General features: G+C 49.9%; 18 protein-coding genes, 1 tRNA gene and 2 pseudogenes. 7 read left to right on the top strand and 14 right to left on the bottom strand.

Annotated features, from left to right (window positions below; all coding sequences use genetic code 11):
• Positions 1–223: 223 nt before the first annotated feature.
• Positions 224–1,405, top strand: a complete 1,182-nt coding sequence (gene ompC, locus ACQ0PY_RS14275) for a porin OmpC (RefSeq protein ID WP_044257584.1) — start codon at positions 224–226, stop codon at positions 1,403–1,405.
• Positions 1,406–1,458: 53 nt separating this feature from the next.
• On the opposite strand, the gene ACQ0PY_RS14280 is transcribed toward ompC, so the two are convergent.
• Positions 1,459–1,821, bottom strand: coding sequence for a winged helix-turn-helix transcriptional regulator (locus tag ACQ0PY_RS14280; protein WP_109740345.1), 363 nt, complete (start codon positions 1,819–1,821; stop codon positions 1,459–1,461).
• 101 nt (positions 1,822–1,922) lie between these two features.
• On the opposite strand from ACQ0PY_RS14280, the gene ACQ0PY_RS14285 reads away from it, so the two are divergent.
• The 5 genes from ACQ0PY_RS14285 to ACQ0PY_RS14305 all read left to right on the top strand — a co-directional run bounded on the left by ACQ0PY_RS14285 (position 1,923) and on the right by ACQ0PY_RS14305 (position 4,356).
• A complete protein-coding gene (locus ACQ0PY_RS14285) occupies positions 1,923–2,672 on the top strand; it encodes an SDR family oxidoreductase (protein WP_109740346.1) in 750 nt (249 codons plus the stop codon).
• 547 nt (positions 2,673–3,219) lie between these two features.
• Positions 3,220–3,438 carry a DUF7661 family protein gene (locus tag ACQ0PY_RS14290; RefSeq protein ID WP_086512949.1) on the top strand — a complete coding sequence of 73 codons (219 nt, stop codon included), beginning with the start codon at positions 3,220–3,222 and terminating at the stop codon, positions 3,436–3,438.
• A 226-nt stretch (positions 3,439–3,664) separates the two neighbouring features.
• Positions 3,665–3,925, top strand: coding sequence for a hypothetical protein (locus ACQ0PY_RS14295; protein WP_047074799.1), 261 nt, complete (start codon positions 3,665–3,667; stop codon positions 3,923–3,925).
• Positions 3,925–4,161, top strand: coding sequence for a hypothetical protein (locus ACQ0PY_RS14300; protein WP_072057683.1), 237 nt, complete (start codon positions 3,925–3,927; stop codon positions 4,159–4,161). The genes ACQ0PY_RS14295 and ACQ0PY_RS14300 overlap by 1 nt, the downstream gene beginning before the upstream one ends.
• A gap of 113 nt (positions 4,162–4,274) precedes the next feature.
• Positions 4,275–4,356, top strand: a tRNA-Pro gene (locus ACQ0PY_RS14305).
• Positions 4,357–4,456: 100 nt separating this feature from the next.
• Here ACQ0PY_RS14305 and ACQ0PY_RS14310 read toward each other — a convergent pair.
• Positions 4,457–4,846 (bottom strand): HumD family translesion DNA polymerase, encoded by a 390-nt coding sequence (locus ACQ0PY_RS14310; protein WP_230324067.1) that lies wholly within the window; start codon positions 4,844–4,846, stop codon positions 4,457–4,459.
• A gap of 82 nt (positions 4,847–4,928) precedes the next feature.
• Between ACQ0PY_RS14310 and ACQ0PY_RS14315 the strand changes: the two genes are divergently transcribed.
• Positions 4,929–5,168, top strand: coding sequence for a DinI family protein (locus ACQ0PY_RS14315; protein ID WP_104446768.1), 240 nt, complete (start codon positions 4,929–4,931; stop codon positions 5,166–5,168).
• An 809-nt stretch (positions 5,169–5,977) separates the two neighbouring features.
• On the opposite strand, the gene ACQ0PY_RS14320 is transcribed toward ACQ0PY_RS14315, so the two are convergent.
• The 12 genes and pseudogenes from ACQ0PY_RS14320 to ACQ0PY_RS14375 form a co-directional block, all read right to left on the bottom strand.
• Positions 5,978–7,444, bottom strand: a complete 1,467-nt coding sequence (locus ACQ0PY_RS14320) for a tail fiber domain-containing protein (protein WP_446894206.1) — start codon at positions 7,442–7,444, stop codon at positions 5,978–5,980.
• A 453-nt stretch (positions 7,445–7,897) separates the two neighbouring features.
• Positions 7,898–8,305 (bottom strand): annotated as a pseudogene (locus ACQ0PY_RS14325) (phage tail fiber protein); the annotation flags it as partial.
• A gap of 9 nt (positions 8,306–8,314) precedes the next feature.
• A complete protein-coding gene (locus tag ACQ0PY_RS14330) occupies positions 8,315–9,277 on the bottom strand; it encodes a DUF6453 family protein (protein ID WP_434158618.1) in 963 nt (320 codons plus the stop codon).
• A gap of 7 nt (positions 9,278–9,284) precedes the next feature.
• Positions 9,285–12,488, bottom strand: coding sequence for a TipJ family phage tail tip protein (locus ACQ0PY_RS14335; RefSeq protein ID WP_434158617.1), 3,204 nt, complete (start codon positions 12,486–12,488; stop codon positions 9,285–9,287).
• A 52-nt stretch (positions 12,489–12,540) separates the two neighbouring features.
• The gene (locus tag ACQ0PY_RS14340; protein ID WP_354652091.1) at positions 12,541–13,125 is read right to left on the bottom strand and encodes a tail assembly protein; all 585 of its coding nucleotides are present in this window, start codon (positions 13,123–13,125) and stop codon (positions 12,541–12,543) included.
• A 55-nt stretch (positions 13,126–13,180) separates the two neighbouring features.
• Positions 13,181–13,588, bottom strand: coding sequence for a hypothetical protein (locus ACQ0PY_RS14345; RefSeq protein WP_156594878.1), 408 nt, complete (start codon positions 13,586–13,588; stop codon positions 13,181–13,183).
• Positions 13,589–13,629: 41 nt separating this feature from the next.
• Positions 13,630–14,304, bottom strand: coding sequence for a hypothetical protein (locus ACQ0PY_RS14350; RefSeq protein WP_156594879.1), 675 nt, complete (start codon positions 14,302–14,304; stop codon positions 13,630–13,632).
• 7 nt (positions 14,305–14,311) lie between these two features.
• Positions 14,312–15,028: a C40 family peptidase gene (locus tag ACQ0PY_RS14355; RefSeq protein WP_156594880.1), complete on the bottom strand. Its 717-nt coding sequence runs from the start codon at positions 15,026–15,028 to the stop codon at positions 14,312–14,314.
• A gap of 1 nt (position 15,029) precedes the next feature.
• Complete coding sequence (locus ACQ0PY_RS14360; RefSeq protein ID WP_141227562.1) at positions 15,030–15,785, bottom strand: phage minor tail protein L; 756 nt, start codon at positions 15,783–15,785, stop codon at positions 15,030–15,032.
• Positions 15,782–16,129, bottom strand: coding sequence for a phage tail protein (locus ACQ0PY_RS14365; protein WP_156594881.1), 348 nt, complete (start codon positions 16,127–16,129; stop codon positions 15,782–15,784). Before ACQ0PY_RS14365 ends, ACQ0PY_RS14360 begins: the two co-directional genes overlap by 4 nt.
• A gap of 5 nt (positions 16,130–16,134) precedes the next feature.
• Entirely contained in the window at positions 16,135–18,648 is a 2,514-nt protein-coding gene (locus ACQ0PY_RS14370; RefSeq protein WP_156594882.1) for a phage tail tape measure protein, read from the bottom strand.
• Positions 18,632–18,946 (bottom strand): annotated as a pseudogene (locus ACQ0PY_RS14375) (phage tail assembly protein T); the annotation flags it as partial. The gene ACQ0PY_RS14370 and the pseudogene ACQ0PY_RS14375, both read right to left, overlap by 17 nt.
• Positions 18,947–18,949 lie beyond the last annotated feature (3 nt).

Below are 18,949 nucleotides of genomic sequence, written 5' to 3' on the forward strand. Positions count from 1 at the left end.
AAGCATAAATACTTGATATTAAACCATAAAGATCATGAATTTGTTTTATATTTATCATACAATATGAATTATAAATACCCACATTGAAACATTTAGAAATATTTAAAATACAATTGTTACATGTTATTTTTAAAATAAAATGAACTCCTGGAATAGTATCCAGACGTGCTCTTCTGGAAAGCAGCACTTATTCATGAAGATTATTATCATAAGGGAATACATAATGAAAAGAAAAGTATTGGCAATGCTCGTTCCAGCATTATTGATTGCTGGCGCAGCCCATTCTGCTGAAGTCTATAATAAAGACGGCAATAAACTGGACCTCTATGGGAAAGTGGATGGACTGCACTACTTCTCAGACAACACTGACAGTGATGGCGACATGTCCTATGTGCGTCTGGGCTTCAAGGGTGAAACCCAGATCATGGATCAACTGACTGGTTACGGTCAGTGGGAATATAACATTAACGCAAGCGGTACCGAAGGTGACAAAGGCGATTCCGCAACGCGTCTGGGCTTCGCGGGTTTAGGTTTCGGTCAGAATGGTACCTTCGACTATGGTCGTAACTACGGCGTGGTTTATGACGTCGAAGCGTGGACCGATATGCTGCCGGAATTTGGTGGTGACTCCTACACCCAGACCGACGTCTATATGCTGGGTCGTACTAACGGCGTAGCCACCTACCGTAACAAAGGCTTTTTTGGTCAGGTTGATGGCCTGAACTTCGCGCTGCAGTATCAGGGCAACAATGAAGGCGCAAGTTTTGGCCAGGAAGGCTCGGGCAATAGCACAAATCGTAAACTGGCCCAGGAAAACGGCGACGGTTTCGGTATGTCCACCTCTTATGACTTTGACTTCGGTTTAAGCCTGGGTGCTGCCTATTCTTCATCTGACCGCACGGATGATCAGGTTTCTCGCGGATATGGCGATCGTTCTCGTGCCAACAACTACGCCGGTGGTGAAACAGCTGAAGCCTGGACCATTGGCGCGAAATATGACGCGAACAATATCTATCTGGCCACGATGTATGCCGAAACCCGCAACATGACCTATTACGGCGGCGGTAAAGGTGAAACCAATGGCGGTATTGCCAACCAGACCAAAAACTTTGAAGCGGTTGCACAGTACCAGTTCGATTTCGGTCTGCGCCCTTCTATCGCCTACCTGGTATCTAAAGGGAAGGAACTGGGTGGTCAGGATCATGATGGTGATGGTAACCCACGCTACACCGACAAAGATCTGGTGAAATATGTTGATGTAGGTATGACTTACTACTTCAACAAAAACATGTCCACCTACGTTGATTACAAAATCAACCTGCTGGATAACGATGACCACTTCTATGCAGACAATGGCATCGCGACCGATGACATCGTTGCTGTGGGCTTAGTGTATCAGTTCTAATCGCCAGAATAATTCCAGGCCCGCTTCCGGCGGGCTTTTTTGTGCCTGAAATGTCACTCAGTATTGAGCTTGTCGCCATTTTCCCGCATCCAGTCAGCCAGAGGCGCCAGCGCGCTATGCATGGTCAATCCCAATGGCGTTATCTGATACTCAACGCGCGGTGGAATTTCCGGATAAACTGTACGTGACACCAGTCCGCGTAACTCAAATAAACGCAGCTGTTTTGTCAGTTCTTTTTGCGTAATGGGGGCTGCAGCCCGCAATAACTCGCCGAAACGCACCGGGGCATTCAGTACGATCAGACGGTACAAAATCGGTATTGCCCACTTCCCGGAGACCAGACTGACGAAGCGAGTCATCGGACAGGGTTGATGCTGAAAATTTTTCTCCGTTACACCGTCGGCTGATTCCGCCATAGCACACCTCTTGCCTCTTTAGTATCCATTTGGTACCTGGTTTCCTTTAGATACTAACGTTTCTATATTGCATTCTCCAGAGACAATTCAGGAGAAGTAAAATGGGTCGCTTAACAGGTAAATATACGCTCATTACAGGCGGGACCAGTGGTATTGGTCTGGCAACTGCGCAGGAGTTTATTGCCGAAGGCGCGCATGTCGCTGTCACAGGACGCAATCCCGGCACGCTCGCTCAGGCCCAACGCATTCTGGGTGACAGCGCATGGGTGATTGCCACCGATGCCGGGGATATTCAGGCACAAAAAGGGCTGGCAGAAACCCTCGCTTCGCGTTGGCCGGGGCTGGATGCCGTTTTCGTCAATGCGGGTGACGTCACGCACGGACTGATCGAAGAGTGGGATGAGGCAAAGTGGGACCGCCTGATGCAAATCAATCTAAAGGGGCCTTTCTTTTTGCTGCAGGCACTGCTGCCACTTCTGAGTAATCCCTCTTCCGTGATCCTTTGCGGCTCGGTCAGCGCGCATATTGGTCTGCCAACCAGCAGCGTTTATGCCGCCAGTAAGGCCGGATTATTATCGCTCGCACGCACACTATCGGCAGAACTCTTACCCCGAGGAATACGCGTTAATGGCTTAAGTCCAGGCCCGGTTGCCACACCCGCGCTCAATAAGCTGGGACTTAGTGAAGAAGCGCAGCGCACGCTGCAAAGTGACATTGCCAGCCTGGTGCCTCTGGGACGCATGGGTACGCCAACGGAACTGGCGAAGGCCGCGCTCTATCTGGCATCTGATGAGTCGGGTTATACCGTAGGTACGGAACTACTGGTAGATGGTGGAACCGGCAATCTGTGATTCCAGGCTTCCTGGCTGTTCGTGATAGTCATTGAAAATGTGACGAACATAATGGCGCTGAAGGGAACTTCGGCGTTATATCTCTGTTCGTTTTTCTCAACGGGACGTGTGTCACTGACAACAGGAAGGGTAAGTGCTTGAATAGTGGCGGAGAGAGGGGGATTTGAACCCCCGGTAGAGTTGCCCCTACTCCGGTTTTCGAGACCGTCCTGATCTATATATAACTCATAAACTTACCTCTAAAATCGAGAAAATTGTTTACTGTTTGTACTCTTTTTTTTCAGGGAGTTACGTTAATCATCTATGTCATTTTCTCATCATTTTTTTAAAGTATTAAGATATGACTAGAGAACTTTCCTGATGTAAATGGATGTCAGATCACCGGACAATCATCATCAATGAACCTTCTGAATTTCTCGAGGGATAAATGTCTGCTGTGAGCGAGGAGCGGACGCTGGCTCTTCATATATGTACGATTTACTCGCTCGCCTGCCCTGACGTATATATCATAGATTCAGGGACTCATTAGCATGATCGGAGATTACATATGCTGATATATAACGTTTTTGGGCGGCATATTGGCGTTCAACGTAAGAATGAGCGGTGGCTGGTATTTCGTGCCGACCTGACGGAGAGAAAGTTTTCTCGACTCTATGACATCGCTATTCCAGACGATATGACAGAAAGCGAGATTGCCGGCTGGCTGGGTGACATTTTCCACGAAGCCGCAACCGAGCGTCATCCAAATGTGGAACGCATCGAATAAGGATTTAATGGATAGCATTACATTGAGTCCATTCCTGGCACGTAGCGGACCGCCCGAACGTGGCGAGGTCTGCTATGAGCGAAGAGCTGACGGATAACGACGTTTAAGATCCGTTCTGAACGCCAAGCGGACATCGTGACTCGAACAGGATTCCTGCTAAGATAAGGCATTGATGAAAAAGCATTCAATTGCCAGAAATTGGCGAAGATAATGGAAGGGAGGAATAATGTTTACCCCGGAGTTTATAAATGAAGACCGCGGCGAGTTTCTCCTTGTGGCCAACCACAGCCTGGCATCACCGGAATCGATAAGACTCAGTATTGCATACAATATTGCCAGAATAGGCTGGGGACTATCGCAGCTTCCACCGCACATTCACACTTGCCGGGTCGTCTATGACATCAGAGGGCAATCCATCCCTGATCAGGTTCAGGCCCAGGTCAGGCAAGCGCTTGAGCAAGTAGCCATTGTGGAGTTTAAAAGCTGATGGGGCTTCAGTTAATTATCAAAGCAGAACGTAGCAAGATAGAAAAAGCATTGGGATCGCTGACGTCAGAATGTGAAATATTTCCGGTCGCTGAAGGCCTTTCCGGTATTTCCATTTCGGAGCGAAGTCTCTCATCAGTGGGTGAAGCTGCTATTCTAAAAAAACTTGAACCACTCACACGTTTTGACCTGTGGCAGGGGGCCTGGCAAGAACCTAGGAGACGTTGGCTTTGGTGAGTTTCAGAGCTGAACGAGGTATGGAAGTCGCATTGTGTGTTGGGCACAGATCGCTTGTCCTCATTAGCAAAGCTGTTTAAGGCTCTCAATACTAAGATATGAATGTCCGCTCATGGCACATAGCAGTCTTCAAGACAGTAGCACTCCGACATGGGGTGTCGGGGGTCGGAGGTTCAAATCCTCTCGTGCCGACCAAAATACTCCTTAAGAACCAGCCTTTTACGGCTGGTTTTTTTATGCCTGAAATTTGTACGGGGTGAAACTGGGGTGAAATGGGGGTGAAACCACCGTCATATTAGATGACAGGGCAGCTATCAAACTCTCCCGATCGTGCATCATTGATGATGTAAGTGATCACCCCAAATACTGGCGAAGTCACATTGTAGTCACCCGTTGAGTCTGGTATCTCTTCGCGCTTACCGTTCTCCAGATTCACCAGGTGAGGTCTTGGGTGCACGCGGAAGCGTTTTATCTTTAGCTCACCATCTAACCTACAGATGAGCAGAGAGCCATCGCAAGGTATCAGGGAGCTATCTACCACTAACAAGGCACCATTCATGATGCCTTCTCTCCAGTATGTCTGCCCTGCTCTCATGAAGTATGTGGCTGATGGATGCTCAATAAATTTCTCGTCTAGCGATATGTGCCGCTCAACGTAGTCCGCTGCCGGAGAAGGGAAGCCCATAGTTACCTCTATCTACTATTGACACTGTATAAAAACACAGTATAAATACTGTATATCCAACCAGTAAAGGGAGAAGATAAAAATGTTTGTTGAGCTGGTTTATGACAAGAGAAACGTTGCCGGGTTGCCAGGTGCAAGTAACATCATTCTGGCCGAATTGACGAAGCGGGTGCACCGGATTTTTCCCGATGCTGAGGTGAGGGTAAAGCCAATGCAGGCTAACGCCTTAAACAGCGACTGCACCAAAACTGAGAAAGAACGGCTGAACCGCATGCTTGAGGAAATGTTTGAAGAATCTGATATGTGGCTGGTGTCAGAATAAGAGCATTGTTTTGTCATATTGCATATGTAGAATCCGCACCGGCTGGCAATCATTCAATACTCGCACTATCGAACGATCGCCAGCCGCCGTCCGTTCCTGCATACGACGAACAACGGCAACTTTTTTCAGGCGCATTTACTGGTGACATTCTTTGTCGTAACCCCCGAAGAGGCGAGCTTAAGCGCCCGGTTAAATGCAACAACTGTCACGGGTTTTTCCTCTGCTTTAACTCGATTAGAATGACTCTGGAAAACATAAACATCATCAGGATAAATTTCCCTTCTGAGTAAAATTATGTTTCGAACCGGCGAAGGAGCTATTATATTTATTTCCTTCAATCTTCCTCTTTGCTCAAAGGTCAAATTACTACCAACCAAGTTAGTATAGCGAAGCATTCTTACCCTTCCGATACCAACTGGTAAATAGTGAAGGCACACCCACAAATCGGCCCATGTATCACTGATATCCAGTAATCTATGGTTGATTGATGCAATCTCATAAAACGTAAGCAAATCCCTCTCCCCTCATTTTACGCAAGAAAATCCTTCTATATTGTTTACTACAGACTGATAGACGATATCCACTAGTTACCTAAATTGAGCTAAATTTTTATAATGATTACCAGCCTTCGGATACGCAAACATTACAGGTTTTAGTATGCCGAAATGGACTATCATGCCCGGTTCGACACAGTTTAATACAGGCGGAAACTATCAATATTTAACGCTGAGTATCTTGCTGATCTTTAAACTCATAGATCACTGTTCAGAGACTGAACCCAAAAAAAGGGGCCTACTGGCCCCCTTCTTTTACTCGCCTTTCAGCGCCTTTATTTCAGCCTGCAACTCTTCCACCTGCCGCGCCAGAACCTTAACGGCGGAAATGGCATCCAGCAATAACGGGTTGCTGTCCAGCACCAGGTTTACTTCGTCACCGTTGTGCACTTCCTTGACGTAGCACGGATCAATGTTGCGGATCTGCTGGGCAATCACCCCGCGCCGTACACGTCGCTTATCATCATCCTTATAGACGAATGTTTTTAACTCCATCGCTTTGATGTTTTCCAGCGATAACGTGCCGTCTGTATCAGTGATCTCATCCTTAAGCGTGGCATCACATACGGCTGCTGATGTTACCTTCTGCCAGCCCTGGAAATTGCCACCCTCTACTGAACGGAACCACATACCGCTATTCCGCCCGCATACCTGAAGTCCGTACTGCCCCGCCGCCGCTATAGCATGCCCGGTACTGAACCCGAACACGACACCACCGGTCGGGGTATCGGTGTCGCCAGTTAAGAAATATGTCCTTTGCGTTGAGATAAGTTTCTGCCAGTTGCCAAAACTGTTTGTCTGTCCTGGTATGTGCGTTATCACTGAGCCACCCAGGCCGTTAGACCTGAATCCATATGATTCCGCCTCAACAAGAACTCCGGATGCGTCATACCGTGATTGTGTAATATTGCCTTCGGCTAAGTTGTTTCCAACCGTATAGCCGGACTGCATAGCCATTTCGTGCACCGTTTTCTCATCGGCGCGATAGACGGATTTTACTTCCCCGCCTTTTACTAATGTTCCAGAACCCGGCAAAGAGGCGTCCGCGTTAGTAACTGTCCATAGCGTGTTAGCCGCCGTAAACCCGCCGGATGCGCGGATGATCCAGACACCGACAAAAGAGTTAGGCCATACCTGGTTAGCGCTACGCCCATATACAGGGTTATAAGAATTAGCATCAAAATACACATAAGTGTATCGGTTTGGTGTGCCGGTAGCCGATGACGTAACAAATCCGTTTGTGAGATCAGTCTCGCGAACACTAAAGGCACCTGTCCCGCTGGATGCTACCGCCCTCCCGGCTGCATCAACAGCACCAATACGCCCTGATATGTTAGGCGCGGCACTTTCGTAAACGTTACCCGCTGGCAATAACCCACCCTGATCGCCCCGACCAAATAGCCCAGGAATTGACCCGCTTTGTACACCGTTAAAGTCTGGCACCCTGAAAGTAGTCGATCCATCGCCGTTTGAGTAGTTGCCTCGCTTCCCAGGGTTAGCCAACCAATCGGCATCGTCGATCGGCGTGTGCATTTGCGCGTGCACCCATAGTTCAGGCCAGTCGGCACGGTTCAGGATCTGCCCGTCCGACACCACCGCCCACGCCGGAGTAAAGGCGCGACTGGTCCACAAAATCGGCATACCCACGCCGAAGTTTTGTACCCCGTTCATGGTCGGCCCTGTTCCACCACCGCCAGACACGTAGTTCTCAACCCAACGCATTGTAGTTGCGTCGTAAGGGTTTACGGGGTCGCCTGCAAGCGGAGTAGACCCGAGAGGGCGCACGTTAAGCCAGGCGGCGGCACGGTCCGCCAGGTCGGACAGGTTCAGCGATTTAACGAGAGCTTCTGCAGGGTTATGTGAGGCTGCTTCTGCTGCAGATTTCTTCGCTTTCTCCGAATAGTGAAACGACGAATATTCGTTACCTGTTACCGGGCTATCCTCCGGATTAAGCGCATATTTTCGAGCCAGCTCCTTATAGCCTTCAGCATTCGTTTCGCTCTGGGCAGCCTCAGTGGCTGAGCCTTGCGCGCCGGTTGCAGCAGTGGATGCAGTCTGCGCATCAGTTGATACCTGCTGAGCAGTGTCAACGACCGTGTTTTTATCGGCTTCAACCTGCTGCGCATCCTGTTTGATTTGTGCAGCAAGTTGATCGAGATACTCAACATCCAGTGTGTTCAGAATGTTTGCAATACTTAACCACGAGGGGCCAGTGAAGGAGGAGCCATCCGGTAACATGACGGTGATATGACCGTCCACACTGAATACAGCCTGCCAGTTTTGTTTGTCGTAGTTCAGCCCACGCAATGCCTCGGTGCTCTGCACCACCAGCGCCGCCGTAACCTGGTTCTGTGTGGCACGTGGTACTGCATTCCACGCAGAACCTTGTTGTGTCGGTCCGGGATATTTGCTGATGAGGGTGATTTCAGTATCACCTTCAACGGACTTAACCGGCAGCGTATAAGTTACACCCCCAACGGTAGCAACAACGAAATCACCGGCGGTCAGTTCCGTGGAAAATGAGGTGCCTGCCCCGGAGACCAAATCTGAGTTATTGGTCAGGGTTAACGTTCCTGCTGACATATTATTTCCTCAATACATGGGGGGAAGGACAAGAATTGGCATTGCGATGTTCTGGTTAAAATTATTGTTAAACCCCTGGTTATAATAATTACCAACAACCCGACTAAGCCCTGCGCGGATATTATTCCCGGACCGAATCATGCCCTTAAAGCGCACATTATCGTAGTCACCAATCTTGCGACTATTTGACCCGACAAAACATAATTGCGTAAAGCTGGTTCCGACTGCCTGGTTACTGTCGGACACGGTAAGAAGGCGTTCGTAAATAAATGGTCGTTTAAGTGTGGAAAATGTCACCTGCCCCGCTGCGTTGGTCATGGTGATACCGTCCCCTCCAACCGGAGCGGTATTGTTGAATATAACCAGGTCTAATGTAACGCTCCCCGTTACGTCATCAGACCCGGTGTAATTAGTATCCCGCACGATAATATTGGTGCCGTCGAATCCTACTGATACACCTCCGTTATCCCAGCGGGCGAAGGGTATCCCGCTAACAGGAAGAGCACGAGACCCATTCACAACCCACTGCCCAACCCATGCGCATGTCATTAATTTTGCGTTGTTCGATATAGCGGTGAAATCGGTTGAGTCAGCCACCAGCAGGCCTGTGTTAAATGTTCCTGCCGGCAATATCTCAAGAATCGTACCGCTCCAGTCCCGCGGAGTCAGGTTGTATCCGAACTGGGGACCGCCGTTGATGATTACTCCGCTATTTCCATTTCGTGCAACTGACGCCATCGATACGGGGATCTGAAGAAATACCTGGTTATCGACGATATCCTGTACTTCGACCGGCTTCGTTGGTACGACAATCACCTGTGACCCTGGTGTTAGCGGGGTGCTTATTGTCATTTGATTACCAGCCGTTCCGCGTCCCGAAAAGTTCGTGCAAAACGACGGGGCACGAAGCCCCGCTGTAATCGCCATCACTGGCCGACCATCGTTATAATCAATCAGAATACCTTCCGGCATAATTCACCTACCATTTACCAACAACGACTCGCCCGCCACCAGACAGATTGACAGTAATTCCATTGCCGTTAATAACGACCGTATTATTAACACCATTAAAAGCAAACTGACCACTGTCAGCATAAAACTTCCCGTGAAATTCACAGTCACCACTCTTATCTATATTCCAGCCACGTGTTCCGGCGAGGAAATTATTCGAGCGGATATAGTTTGCAATTTTGGCATTAGTGATCGTTCCGTCCTGGATAAACGCCGAACTGATAAACACCTGGCCGTTTACAACGGCAAATGGTGAATACTGAGTCGTTCCACTGCCACTCATCAGCACAAACTGGTTGGCGTTAAAACCGACGCGGGTAATCACAGGCTGACCAGCCTGCGCCAGCACAGCAATCGACATCCCGGCGTTGTACATCACGCCGTTGATTCGCACACCAGCCTTCAGCGTATGAATTGCCGTCGCCCCGTCCGCATCAACTACCGCAGTGAGTTTGTCCTCCAGCGTGGCGGTCACATCCTCGATCTGCGCCTGAACCTGCGTGGACAGTTCAGCCATAGCTTTATCAACATCAGCGATGGTTGTTTTAACAATCAGGATATCCGCACGGACCTCACCCAACTGTGCCCACTGATGCTCAACGGTCGCATGATTCGCCAGAGCATTTTGCAGGGCGGCTTCCAGACTGGTGTCAATGTCTCCGGTCAGGCGATCGCCATCTTCGGAAGTCAGGAAACCACCCGCAATATCGCCGAGATAGTCATCGGCGTTATCGTTGGACATGCCGCGGATCCAGTCGGTATATCCCGATTCGTTTCCGGTCTTATCCACCAGTTGCGCGCGGTACCAGAATTCCTGCCCGGCTCTCAGTCCGAGTTGTGTATATTCCGACGAAGGATACGGCACATCAGAAAGCAGCAACGGATCCGAAAAATCACTGTTCGCGGTATACTGAATCTCCGTTTTCAGCGTATCCGCAGTGTTTGCCGGGAACCCCCAGTTCAGACGAATACCCCAGTTGATACCCGTTGCCATAAAACCAACCGGCTTCGGCGGGTTGCCCACCTTACCCGTCAGTGTTTTCTCTTCCGAGTAACCCCATCCGGAGGAGATTTCCGCGGCGTTAATGGCACGCACACGCACCAGATAGCGCCCGGCATAAATCCCCGGAATGTCGAAAGATGTGGTGGAGCTGCGTGGTACGTTTACCCAGTTGCCATCATTGCGGCGCCACTGCGCTTCATAAGCGATAGCATTGGGCGCCTGGTCCCAGCTGGCACGCATCGTCTCGACGCTGATACCCTGCTGAACAACGGAAAACGAACTGATAATGATGTTTTCCGGCGCATGCTGATTACCCGGAGGAACGACGCTGACAGGCCGCTGATCAATGATGGCGCCAGTATCAATACGGGCATATTTATCCGGATCATGAAAAGCCCCGGAAATCGTGAATGTGCCATCGTTATTATCGGCCACACTCACAACGCGGTACTGCTGCGCATAGAGCTCATCTGATTCAGCAACCCATACACATTCGGCCTGCGGTGTTTCTCCGTAGGCTGTCGTGACTGTAATGGCCCTGCCGTTCACCGCCTGGACTGTTCTGGCCTGCGACACACCGGACGGCAGGTTCATAATAAGACGGTTACCGGGTGTGATATCCGCCACGCGATCAAGGGTGATGACCCTGCCATTCACAGAACTGATACGACCGCCGGTGACTTTCCCCGACAGCATTTCATCAGCGACCGCAATGACGTAACCTGGTTGCGGGATGTTACCGTCCAGACCAACAGAGAAAGTAACTACCCGATCTTTGTTATTGGTCAGGATCCCCCAGCGCCCCTTACGGTTTGCCTCCGATTGCCGGGTGCAGCCGATCGCAGTGAGCTCGAGTTGATTGAAGTCGTACCGGGCAACAAGAGACCGCTCGAACACCGGCTCCATCGCATCCGCGTAAGCATTATCCGGATCGGACCAGGAGACCAGCGCAGTTGTATAGCGGGTTTTTGTCGTGCTGCTTGAATAGACAAACTGCCCGTCAATGACGTTGGCGCGTGTATAGGTGTAATCGATATCGCGGGGCATGTCCGCCAACGCCACTATCTGATCGCCGCCCCAGTAAGTCATCCCTCGGAATATGGCTGCGAAATCCCGCAGCACGGTGTATGCCTCATTCCGGTTCTGCACGTAAACGTTGCAGATATAACGGGGTTCGGTACCACTGCCACCCTTTCCGTCCGGCACCGGCTGATCGCAATACTGCGCCACCTGGTACAAGGTCCATTTATCAATGTTTGCTGCCGTCAGGCGATTACCCAGACCAAAACGATCCGTCACAACGAGATCGTAAAAAATCCACGCAGGGTTGTCTGTCCACGCCCATTTAAACGCGCCGGTCCATGTACCACCATAGGTCCGGGTTTCGGGGTTGTAATTATCCGGAACACGAATTACGCGCCCGCGCGGCTCACAGGAAATCTGCGGAATGGAGCCATTAAACTGACTGGAGTCAAATTCAATGTAGAGCAAAGCGGTGTTCGGATAGCGCAACTTGGCATCGATCACCTCGGTGTAGCTTTGAAGCGTCATCGCATCACCAATTTTTGCACTATTGGCATCAGCGGTGATTTTGCGAAGTCGCACTGTCCATGTCGTTCCTGCCTGCGGTAGAGCAATGCGATGGCTGCGTTCATAGCCTGATGTGGTTTTCCCGGTCACACGCGTGTTGATCACTGTCTGCCATGCGCCACCGTCGGTCTGCAGATCGATCGCATAGTTAATCGAGTATCCGACCAGGTCGCCGTCGTCTTCCTGCCTGAAAAGTGAGGGCCATTTCAGACGCAGGCGAATGGCTGAAAGCTGGGTATTTGTAAAGGTGTGAGTCCATGCCGTACTGCTGGAGATCGCCGTACCCACATTAATTTCATTTTCGGTGCCCGGTATCCCCTGAATATATTTTTGCGCCTGAGTACCAGGACGAAATTCCCAGGCCACTCCACCGAAGTTTTTCGAACCGTCAGAGTTTTCAATGGGCGTTCCGTCAAGGTAGATGTCTTTCCCGGTCAACTGGCCTGCAAATTCGCCTTCACCCAACGCAATCAGGATTTTTGCTTTTGCAACAGACTGCAGATCATCGGGTTGTTCGGTTGGCGTGCGAGTCTTTGAACTGCCGCCCTTGCGGCCCTTAATAGCGGTTGCAGTTGCCATATCGTACCCATAAAAAAAGCCACCCTAAGGTGGCCTGGAGGAAAGTGATTTTTTATTGCTGATCTTCGACGTAGATGCCGGCGGAGATGATTGCGCCACCGATGCGACGCTTTCCGTATAAAAGGGGAACTGGGTAACCCTGTGCGGCGGTATTCGTCACGCCACCGAAAGCGTAACTGGCCTGATTAGCTGCATCCTGCTTGCTGGCGAGACCAGCTGGTTGCGGAGAAAGCATTTGTATAACCCCACCGAGCATCATTGATGCTCCTGTACCATAAAACCATGGTGCAGCTGCAGCTGCTGGAGTAAAACTTAATACGACACCTACAACGACTAACACAGCTCCAAGTATTGTTTGTAGAACTCCTGATTTTTTGCTTCCTATTACCACAGGTACAATACGAATTATTTCGTTTGTTACAGGAAATGCTAAATCCTCTTTACTTAAATTTTTTTTGCCTCGAAAAACAGCATAAGTTATCCCTCTTTGCTTACTGGTGTTCAGGTAATTTTCAAAGCCATTTATAGTACAACATAAAGCTCTAATAGCTTCTGCAGTAGTTGTAACAACACGATTATGTGATTTACCGAAAGTTTTACCTAAAGTTCCGCCAAGCACAATAGTAATCATAGTCATGTATTCGAAACCCCCAATAAAAAGGCCGGAATTTTTCGGCCTAAAATACAATATATTACTTGGTTCGCCACATCCTATATTGGCCCCACACTCCTTGTTCAGTAATGTATTCCTGTTCAGCCCCATCAGCAATGATATCAAGCGTCTTACGCATACCCATACTGAGGGTTGCGCAATCATTACTTACTCGTAACTTATGAGGACCTTTATCTAAATAGGCGGTTACGAACTGATTTTGACGGATAAGAGCTAAATCTCTATCATCGATTGCAATTAAAAATTTACACATTCCCCCACTGCCACCGCCAATAAATTGTTTATTCCTGGTAATGGTAATTTTCGTTTGCTCTTTATTGTTATTAGGTGTCACTAACTCTTGATTTAAAATTTTCTCGGCTGGACCATATGGACGAGCACACCCAATCAATCCCAAAACAGCAACAAATAGAAGAATAGCTCTCATACATACTTACCCTCAATAAAAACATCAACGTTAAAACAGATTCAATTAAAAAACTTCATATACAACCCAGGGAGAAATTTTTCACACACTTCAATATGTTCAAGAGAAAACTCCTTATATTTCTCCTTAATCGTACCAAAACTATCTGGACATTGGCCTGCATATTTATAGTAATTATATATACACGGATCAACCTTTACCTTATCAAAAGAGTGAGCTATACCATCAATCACTGTAAGAGAAGAGTTTAGATGTTGAGCAAGTGATAATTGATAGATTAACTCAGAGCTAGTGTAAACAGGTCCTAAAGCGCAAGTTTTTGCCGCGTTATTAAAAATAACTGATTTATCACCGCACTTATCGGAAGCATTGTTAAAAGCAATAGTAAGGTCGCTACGAAGATCAATATGCTTGATATCCAGTGCTGTTGACTGATTTACAATCCCTATAACTCCTAAAATAAAAATAGCGCCTACAATAATATTAGTTGTATCTAAATTCAATTCTCTGCTAAATATGCGTTCCACAGCTGCCGCCCCCCCAACACCCGCTAAGATATAGCTCCCCCCTGTCCATAAATTAACTTTACAGCCTAATATTTCATTAGCACACAGCAAAATTCCAGCGACTATTAACAAAACAATTAATGCTATTTTTACATAATATAAGACATTAGCTATCATTTTAATTAAATTGCCTTTGTGATGATTAATCATCTTGCCATTATCCATCAAATAGACCGACATGACGAACTACTAAAATTGTCCTATCTTGCCAGTATCCACCATACGGGACACGCTGGCTCAAGTGTCCGTAAAGGTGATGCAGCAGCATGTTACCTTCCAGCAGGATCCCGGCATGGTTCCACTTATTCGCCTGTACCTGCATGATCACCATATCGCCTGGTTGTGGCGCACCGTCGAACTCCCGGAATCCGCATTCAAACCAGCACTCCTGATAAAAGTTATCCGGATACTGATCTTCCCACCACGGATAATCAACGCGGTAATCGTGAAGTTCTATCCCGTGTGTTTGCCGGAAGTAGCTCATCACCAGCCCCCAGCAATCGAAGTGACCCAGAACAAACGGTCGCTCAAGCAACGGTAACTCCCCGCGAGGCTGAATGGTCCGTAAATCACCTTCCGGCCAGCTGACAATATGCCAGGGGAGAAGTGTTGCGTCACACTGAGCCTTATCCAGTTCACTCGGTTGCGTTGTTGCGTCCGGATGGCTGTGAACGATGGCGATCACCGTCCCCCAGTCTTCTGCGCTCGCATAATCCTCCGCTGAAAGATGAAAATGCTCTGTCGGTTCTGCTGCCAGATTGCGGCACGGAAAGTAACGCTCAACACGGCTTTTCTGCGCCACCACGCCGCAGGATTCCCTGGGATACACGGCAGCGGCATGCGCCATAATGGCACTAATGGTTTTTTGCCGCATATTAACTCCTGATCAAAGAGGTACCGGGGAACCCGCCAAACGGCAACTCGTTACTTTCACCATGTCGCAGTTTGCATGCTGTCAGAGTACCGTTGCATTCATCCAGGGAAGGATCACTGACGGGCTTGTTGTTTTTGTCGAAATAGCGCGTGCCGGCGTAATCACAACCATCGCCAGAGCGATACTTATTGCGAATGCACCAGGTACACAGAGAATGCAACTGGCGCGTCGGGATCATCAGCCCCTGCAGGTCCATCGGGCTGGTCAGCGTAAATTCAACAACCTCGTTGGTCTCGCTGCTTTTAGCGTCAATGTAGAAAACCTTCAGCTTCTCCTGCGTCGGATCGGCTGTCGGGTTACCGCCAGTAAAATTTCTGGCATCAAGATACTTCGCCAGGGTGTCGTGGACAGACACTTTCGCCTGCAGAAGATCATCATAAGCAAGACACAGGGCAGTAATCGAACTATCGAGATTGGCTACGCTGAGCTTGGGTTGTGGGCTGGTGCCGTCAGTAGTTGCTTCAATGCCTTCGATCTGACATGGCCAGGCTTTATATTCATTCCCCTGCCACCAGATCGACTTTGCCGGAAGTTTACTTTCATCACCGCCGGCAGCGTCAATTTCCTCCGGTGTATACGCGACGTTATGCGCGTGAAAATGCATCACTTCAGACACACCAAACGCGGTTCCGTCGACTTCAAAAAGCCGCACCGGATTGCCAGGCTCAAGCTTCTGATAATCTGTGTGTAATGTCATGGTGCAAATGCCTGCTCGAATGTTGCTGTAATGGTCATAACCTTTTTGTTTTTGACCACCTTCCTGAGGCTGTCAGCCTCAACCCGCCACAGATTTTTATCCTCGTAAGGGGGCGTAAAAATAAAGGACTTCGTTTTATGCCGGCGTAAAAACGCGTAGATTTCCAGCGCTGTATCCGGGTTTCCTGTATATGAAAACTCATAGGTGAGCACTTCATCATTCAGTCCCGATCCGCTGATCTGCGTATACCCGTCACCAAACTGCACCTTCCGGACAGCATCCCTGCTGCCCGTTGTCGGCTGACTTGCCGCCTGGATACGCCAGGTAAAAGTTTCTATTGCCATAAAACCTACCTGCCTTTTGTCGCATTCCAGATTAGACCGCCTGGCTGGATCGCTTTGGCAATCCCTTCATGCACCGATTTATTAATCACCTGCTGATAGGCTCGTCCCAGCGCTTCCCCGTTGTTCTGCTGCTGTGTACCGGAGGAGGGATTTTCAACCGTCACCGGCGCATAGACACTGACACCAAAGGGTGCCGCCGGACCAGCAGTGCCACCACCTACCAGACCACCAGAGGCATAGCCCTTCATCATCCGGTACAGGTTGCCGACGCCGATCCGGCTGGTAGCCTCTTTGGTGAAAACAAATTCACCACGGTGAACCACCCCGGCGGGCTCATACTTCCCACCTGAACCAGTAAAACCACCGCCCGCAAACCCCATAGCCGTTGTTGCCGAGTCGACAAGACCAACCATGGCCTGTTTCATCAGGATTTGAGTCAGCATTGACAGCGTGGAGCGTGTAAAGTCAGCCCAGTTAGCTTTCCCGGTTGTCAGCATATCGGCCATGTTCTTACTGATGCCATCCAGTGTGCTTGTTGCAGCAGATTTAACCTGACCATAAGCATCTGATGCAGAATCAACGTAGTCGGCCCAGGCGGATTTTGCACCGGACTGCCAGTCATTGCGCAGATTGTCCTGCTCTTCGTAGTAGTTTTTCAGTGCGGCCAGTTCATTCTGGTAGCCCTGATCGGTATCAGTGCCTCCCGCATTGAGCCATCCCTGACGAAGCTGTGCCTCTTCATTCTGACGTTGCGCCGCCCGGCTGCTCATCACACCACCAGCAACCAGCGCCCGCGTTTTCTCGCCGATCTGCGTGACGTATTTCCGGGAAGTATCCTGCAGTCGGTTCAGGCGCTCCTGCGCCATGATCTGATCACCGAGACGCGCGTTAACCTCTGCGCGGGAAAGGACTTCATCCTTGCTGGCCAGTAAGGATTTTTCCTGAGTGGAAAGGGTTCGTGTTTTTGCGGCTTCCTCAAGGACAGTAAACCGTGACTGCTGGCGCCAGAGCTCCTGCCGCTGCTGGCTGATGGTGTCAGTAATACTGCGATGCTCCTGAAGTGTTCTCAGTTGCGCCTGCAGTTCAATCGTCTGTGCGCTGGCGGTATCGACGGCCCTGACGCCGGAGGGCGTTTTCACCGCCGGAGCCTTGCCCGGTTTTTTCAGTGAATCCTCGTACTCCTTTTTCGCTGCCGACATATTAATGTTGTAATCGGCCTGAAGAATGCGCCCCTCTTTCAGCGCCTTATTCAGCTCATTCTGCCTTTGCGTGTACTTCTCAAGTGCAGACTGCGTTTTTGCATAGTTTGCCTGTGCCTGTGCGGCATATTTCTGCCTGTCAGACTCAGCAACCGCTTCACGGGAAGCATTCTCCTCATTCGCCCTTGCAACACCCGCCTGTTGCTGTGCCATTTCCAGCGCCAGTCTGGCTGTTTCCCTGTCATTCCAGAACCGGTCACGCGCTTCGCTGTTCACGTAACCGTCATTTTTACGCAGGTTCCAGATTTCATCCGCGCGTTTAAACGCTGCTTCTGCCTTACTGACCATCTCCTGCGCCGTATCCGGTCGCCCGACGTCCAGCGCCGCATCCCACATCGATTTAAAAGCGCGCTTCAGGGAATCCGCTGCAGACTCAATGGTCCCCATATTATCGCGCAGGGATTTTGTCTGTTCGTTAAACCCGCTGGTTGCCGCATCATTAGCCGCCTGCAGGGCAGCAGCCTCATCACCGGCACGTTGCAGTTGCGCAACATACGCAATCTGCTCAGCCGTCACATTATGGAACTGCTGGGCCATCGCAATAAGACCGGAAGTTGGGTCATTCGTCAGTTTGCCAAACGCTGCTGCAACCTTATCAACCGGAACGCCGGACGCTTCGGTAAAGCGGGAAACTGACTGGCTCATCGCATCAAAATTCGCCCCGGCGCGCACGCCGGCATTAACCAGTTCCGTCAGCGCCTCGCTCGTCTGGCTGAACGTCAGCCCGGCAGTCTGTCCGTTTCTTGCCAGAACCAGCATTCTGTCTGCCGTCAGGCCTGCTGAATTACCTGAAAGAACGAGCGTTTTATTGAAATCTGAAAGCGTGGATGAGCCCTGGTACCACGAATAAAATAACGCCCCCGTTGCCACTGACAATGCACCAACACCCACCATCAGCGGAGATATGGCCCCCGTCAGAGCCCGGAACGTGGGAATAATCCCGCCGAATGAGTCTTTAACCTGCCCGCCCTGCTGCAGCATAATGAGCCACGGACTCTGCCCGCCCGCCAGCTGCGTCGCAATATCCGTAAATTGTGCGGGCAGCATACGCATCGCATTCGAGTACTGCCCCACGGAAAGACCGGCTTTTTTTGCCGCAATTTCCTGACGCGAGAACGCCTGCCGGATACGTAACTCCGTATCATTAGCCGCGTCCCCTGTTTGTCTGAACTGTCGCTTAACGTGGGTTATCTGTTCATTAAATTTTGTCGAGTTAACGTCAAGGTTAACAACCAGATCCCCGACTGCCGTCTGGGCCATAGCGAACGCCTCCTGTCATTCCTGACGCCTTCGCCATCAACATATCGTCATCAGGCTCTTCCGGCGGCAAATCGTCGGAAGTCGGTGTCAGTATGCTGAAGATGGCAGGAGTCAAATCCGGGTCACGGAAAAACATCGATGAAAGGGTGTAGAGCAAACCTGAAAAGTGAGCATCAAGTTGCACGTCATGAAAATAGTTGTCCCGGTAGAAAATACGCCAGTCGCTGTATTCCGTGGAGGACATGCCAGCCAGCATTGCGCGCCAGTCAGGACGACTGAACTCACGCGCCAGCTTCATGAC

Source organism: Citrobacter sp. LST-B2 (genome assembly GCF_057983045.1).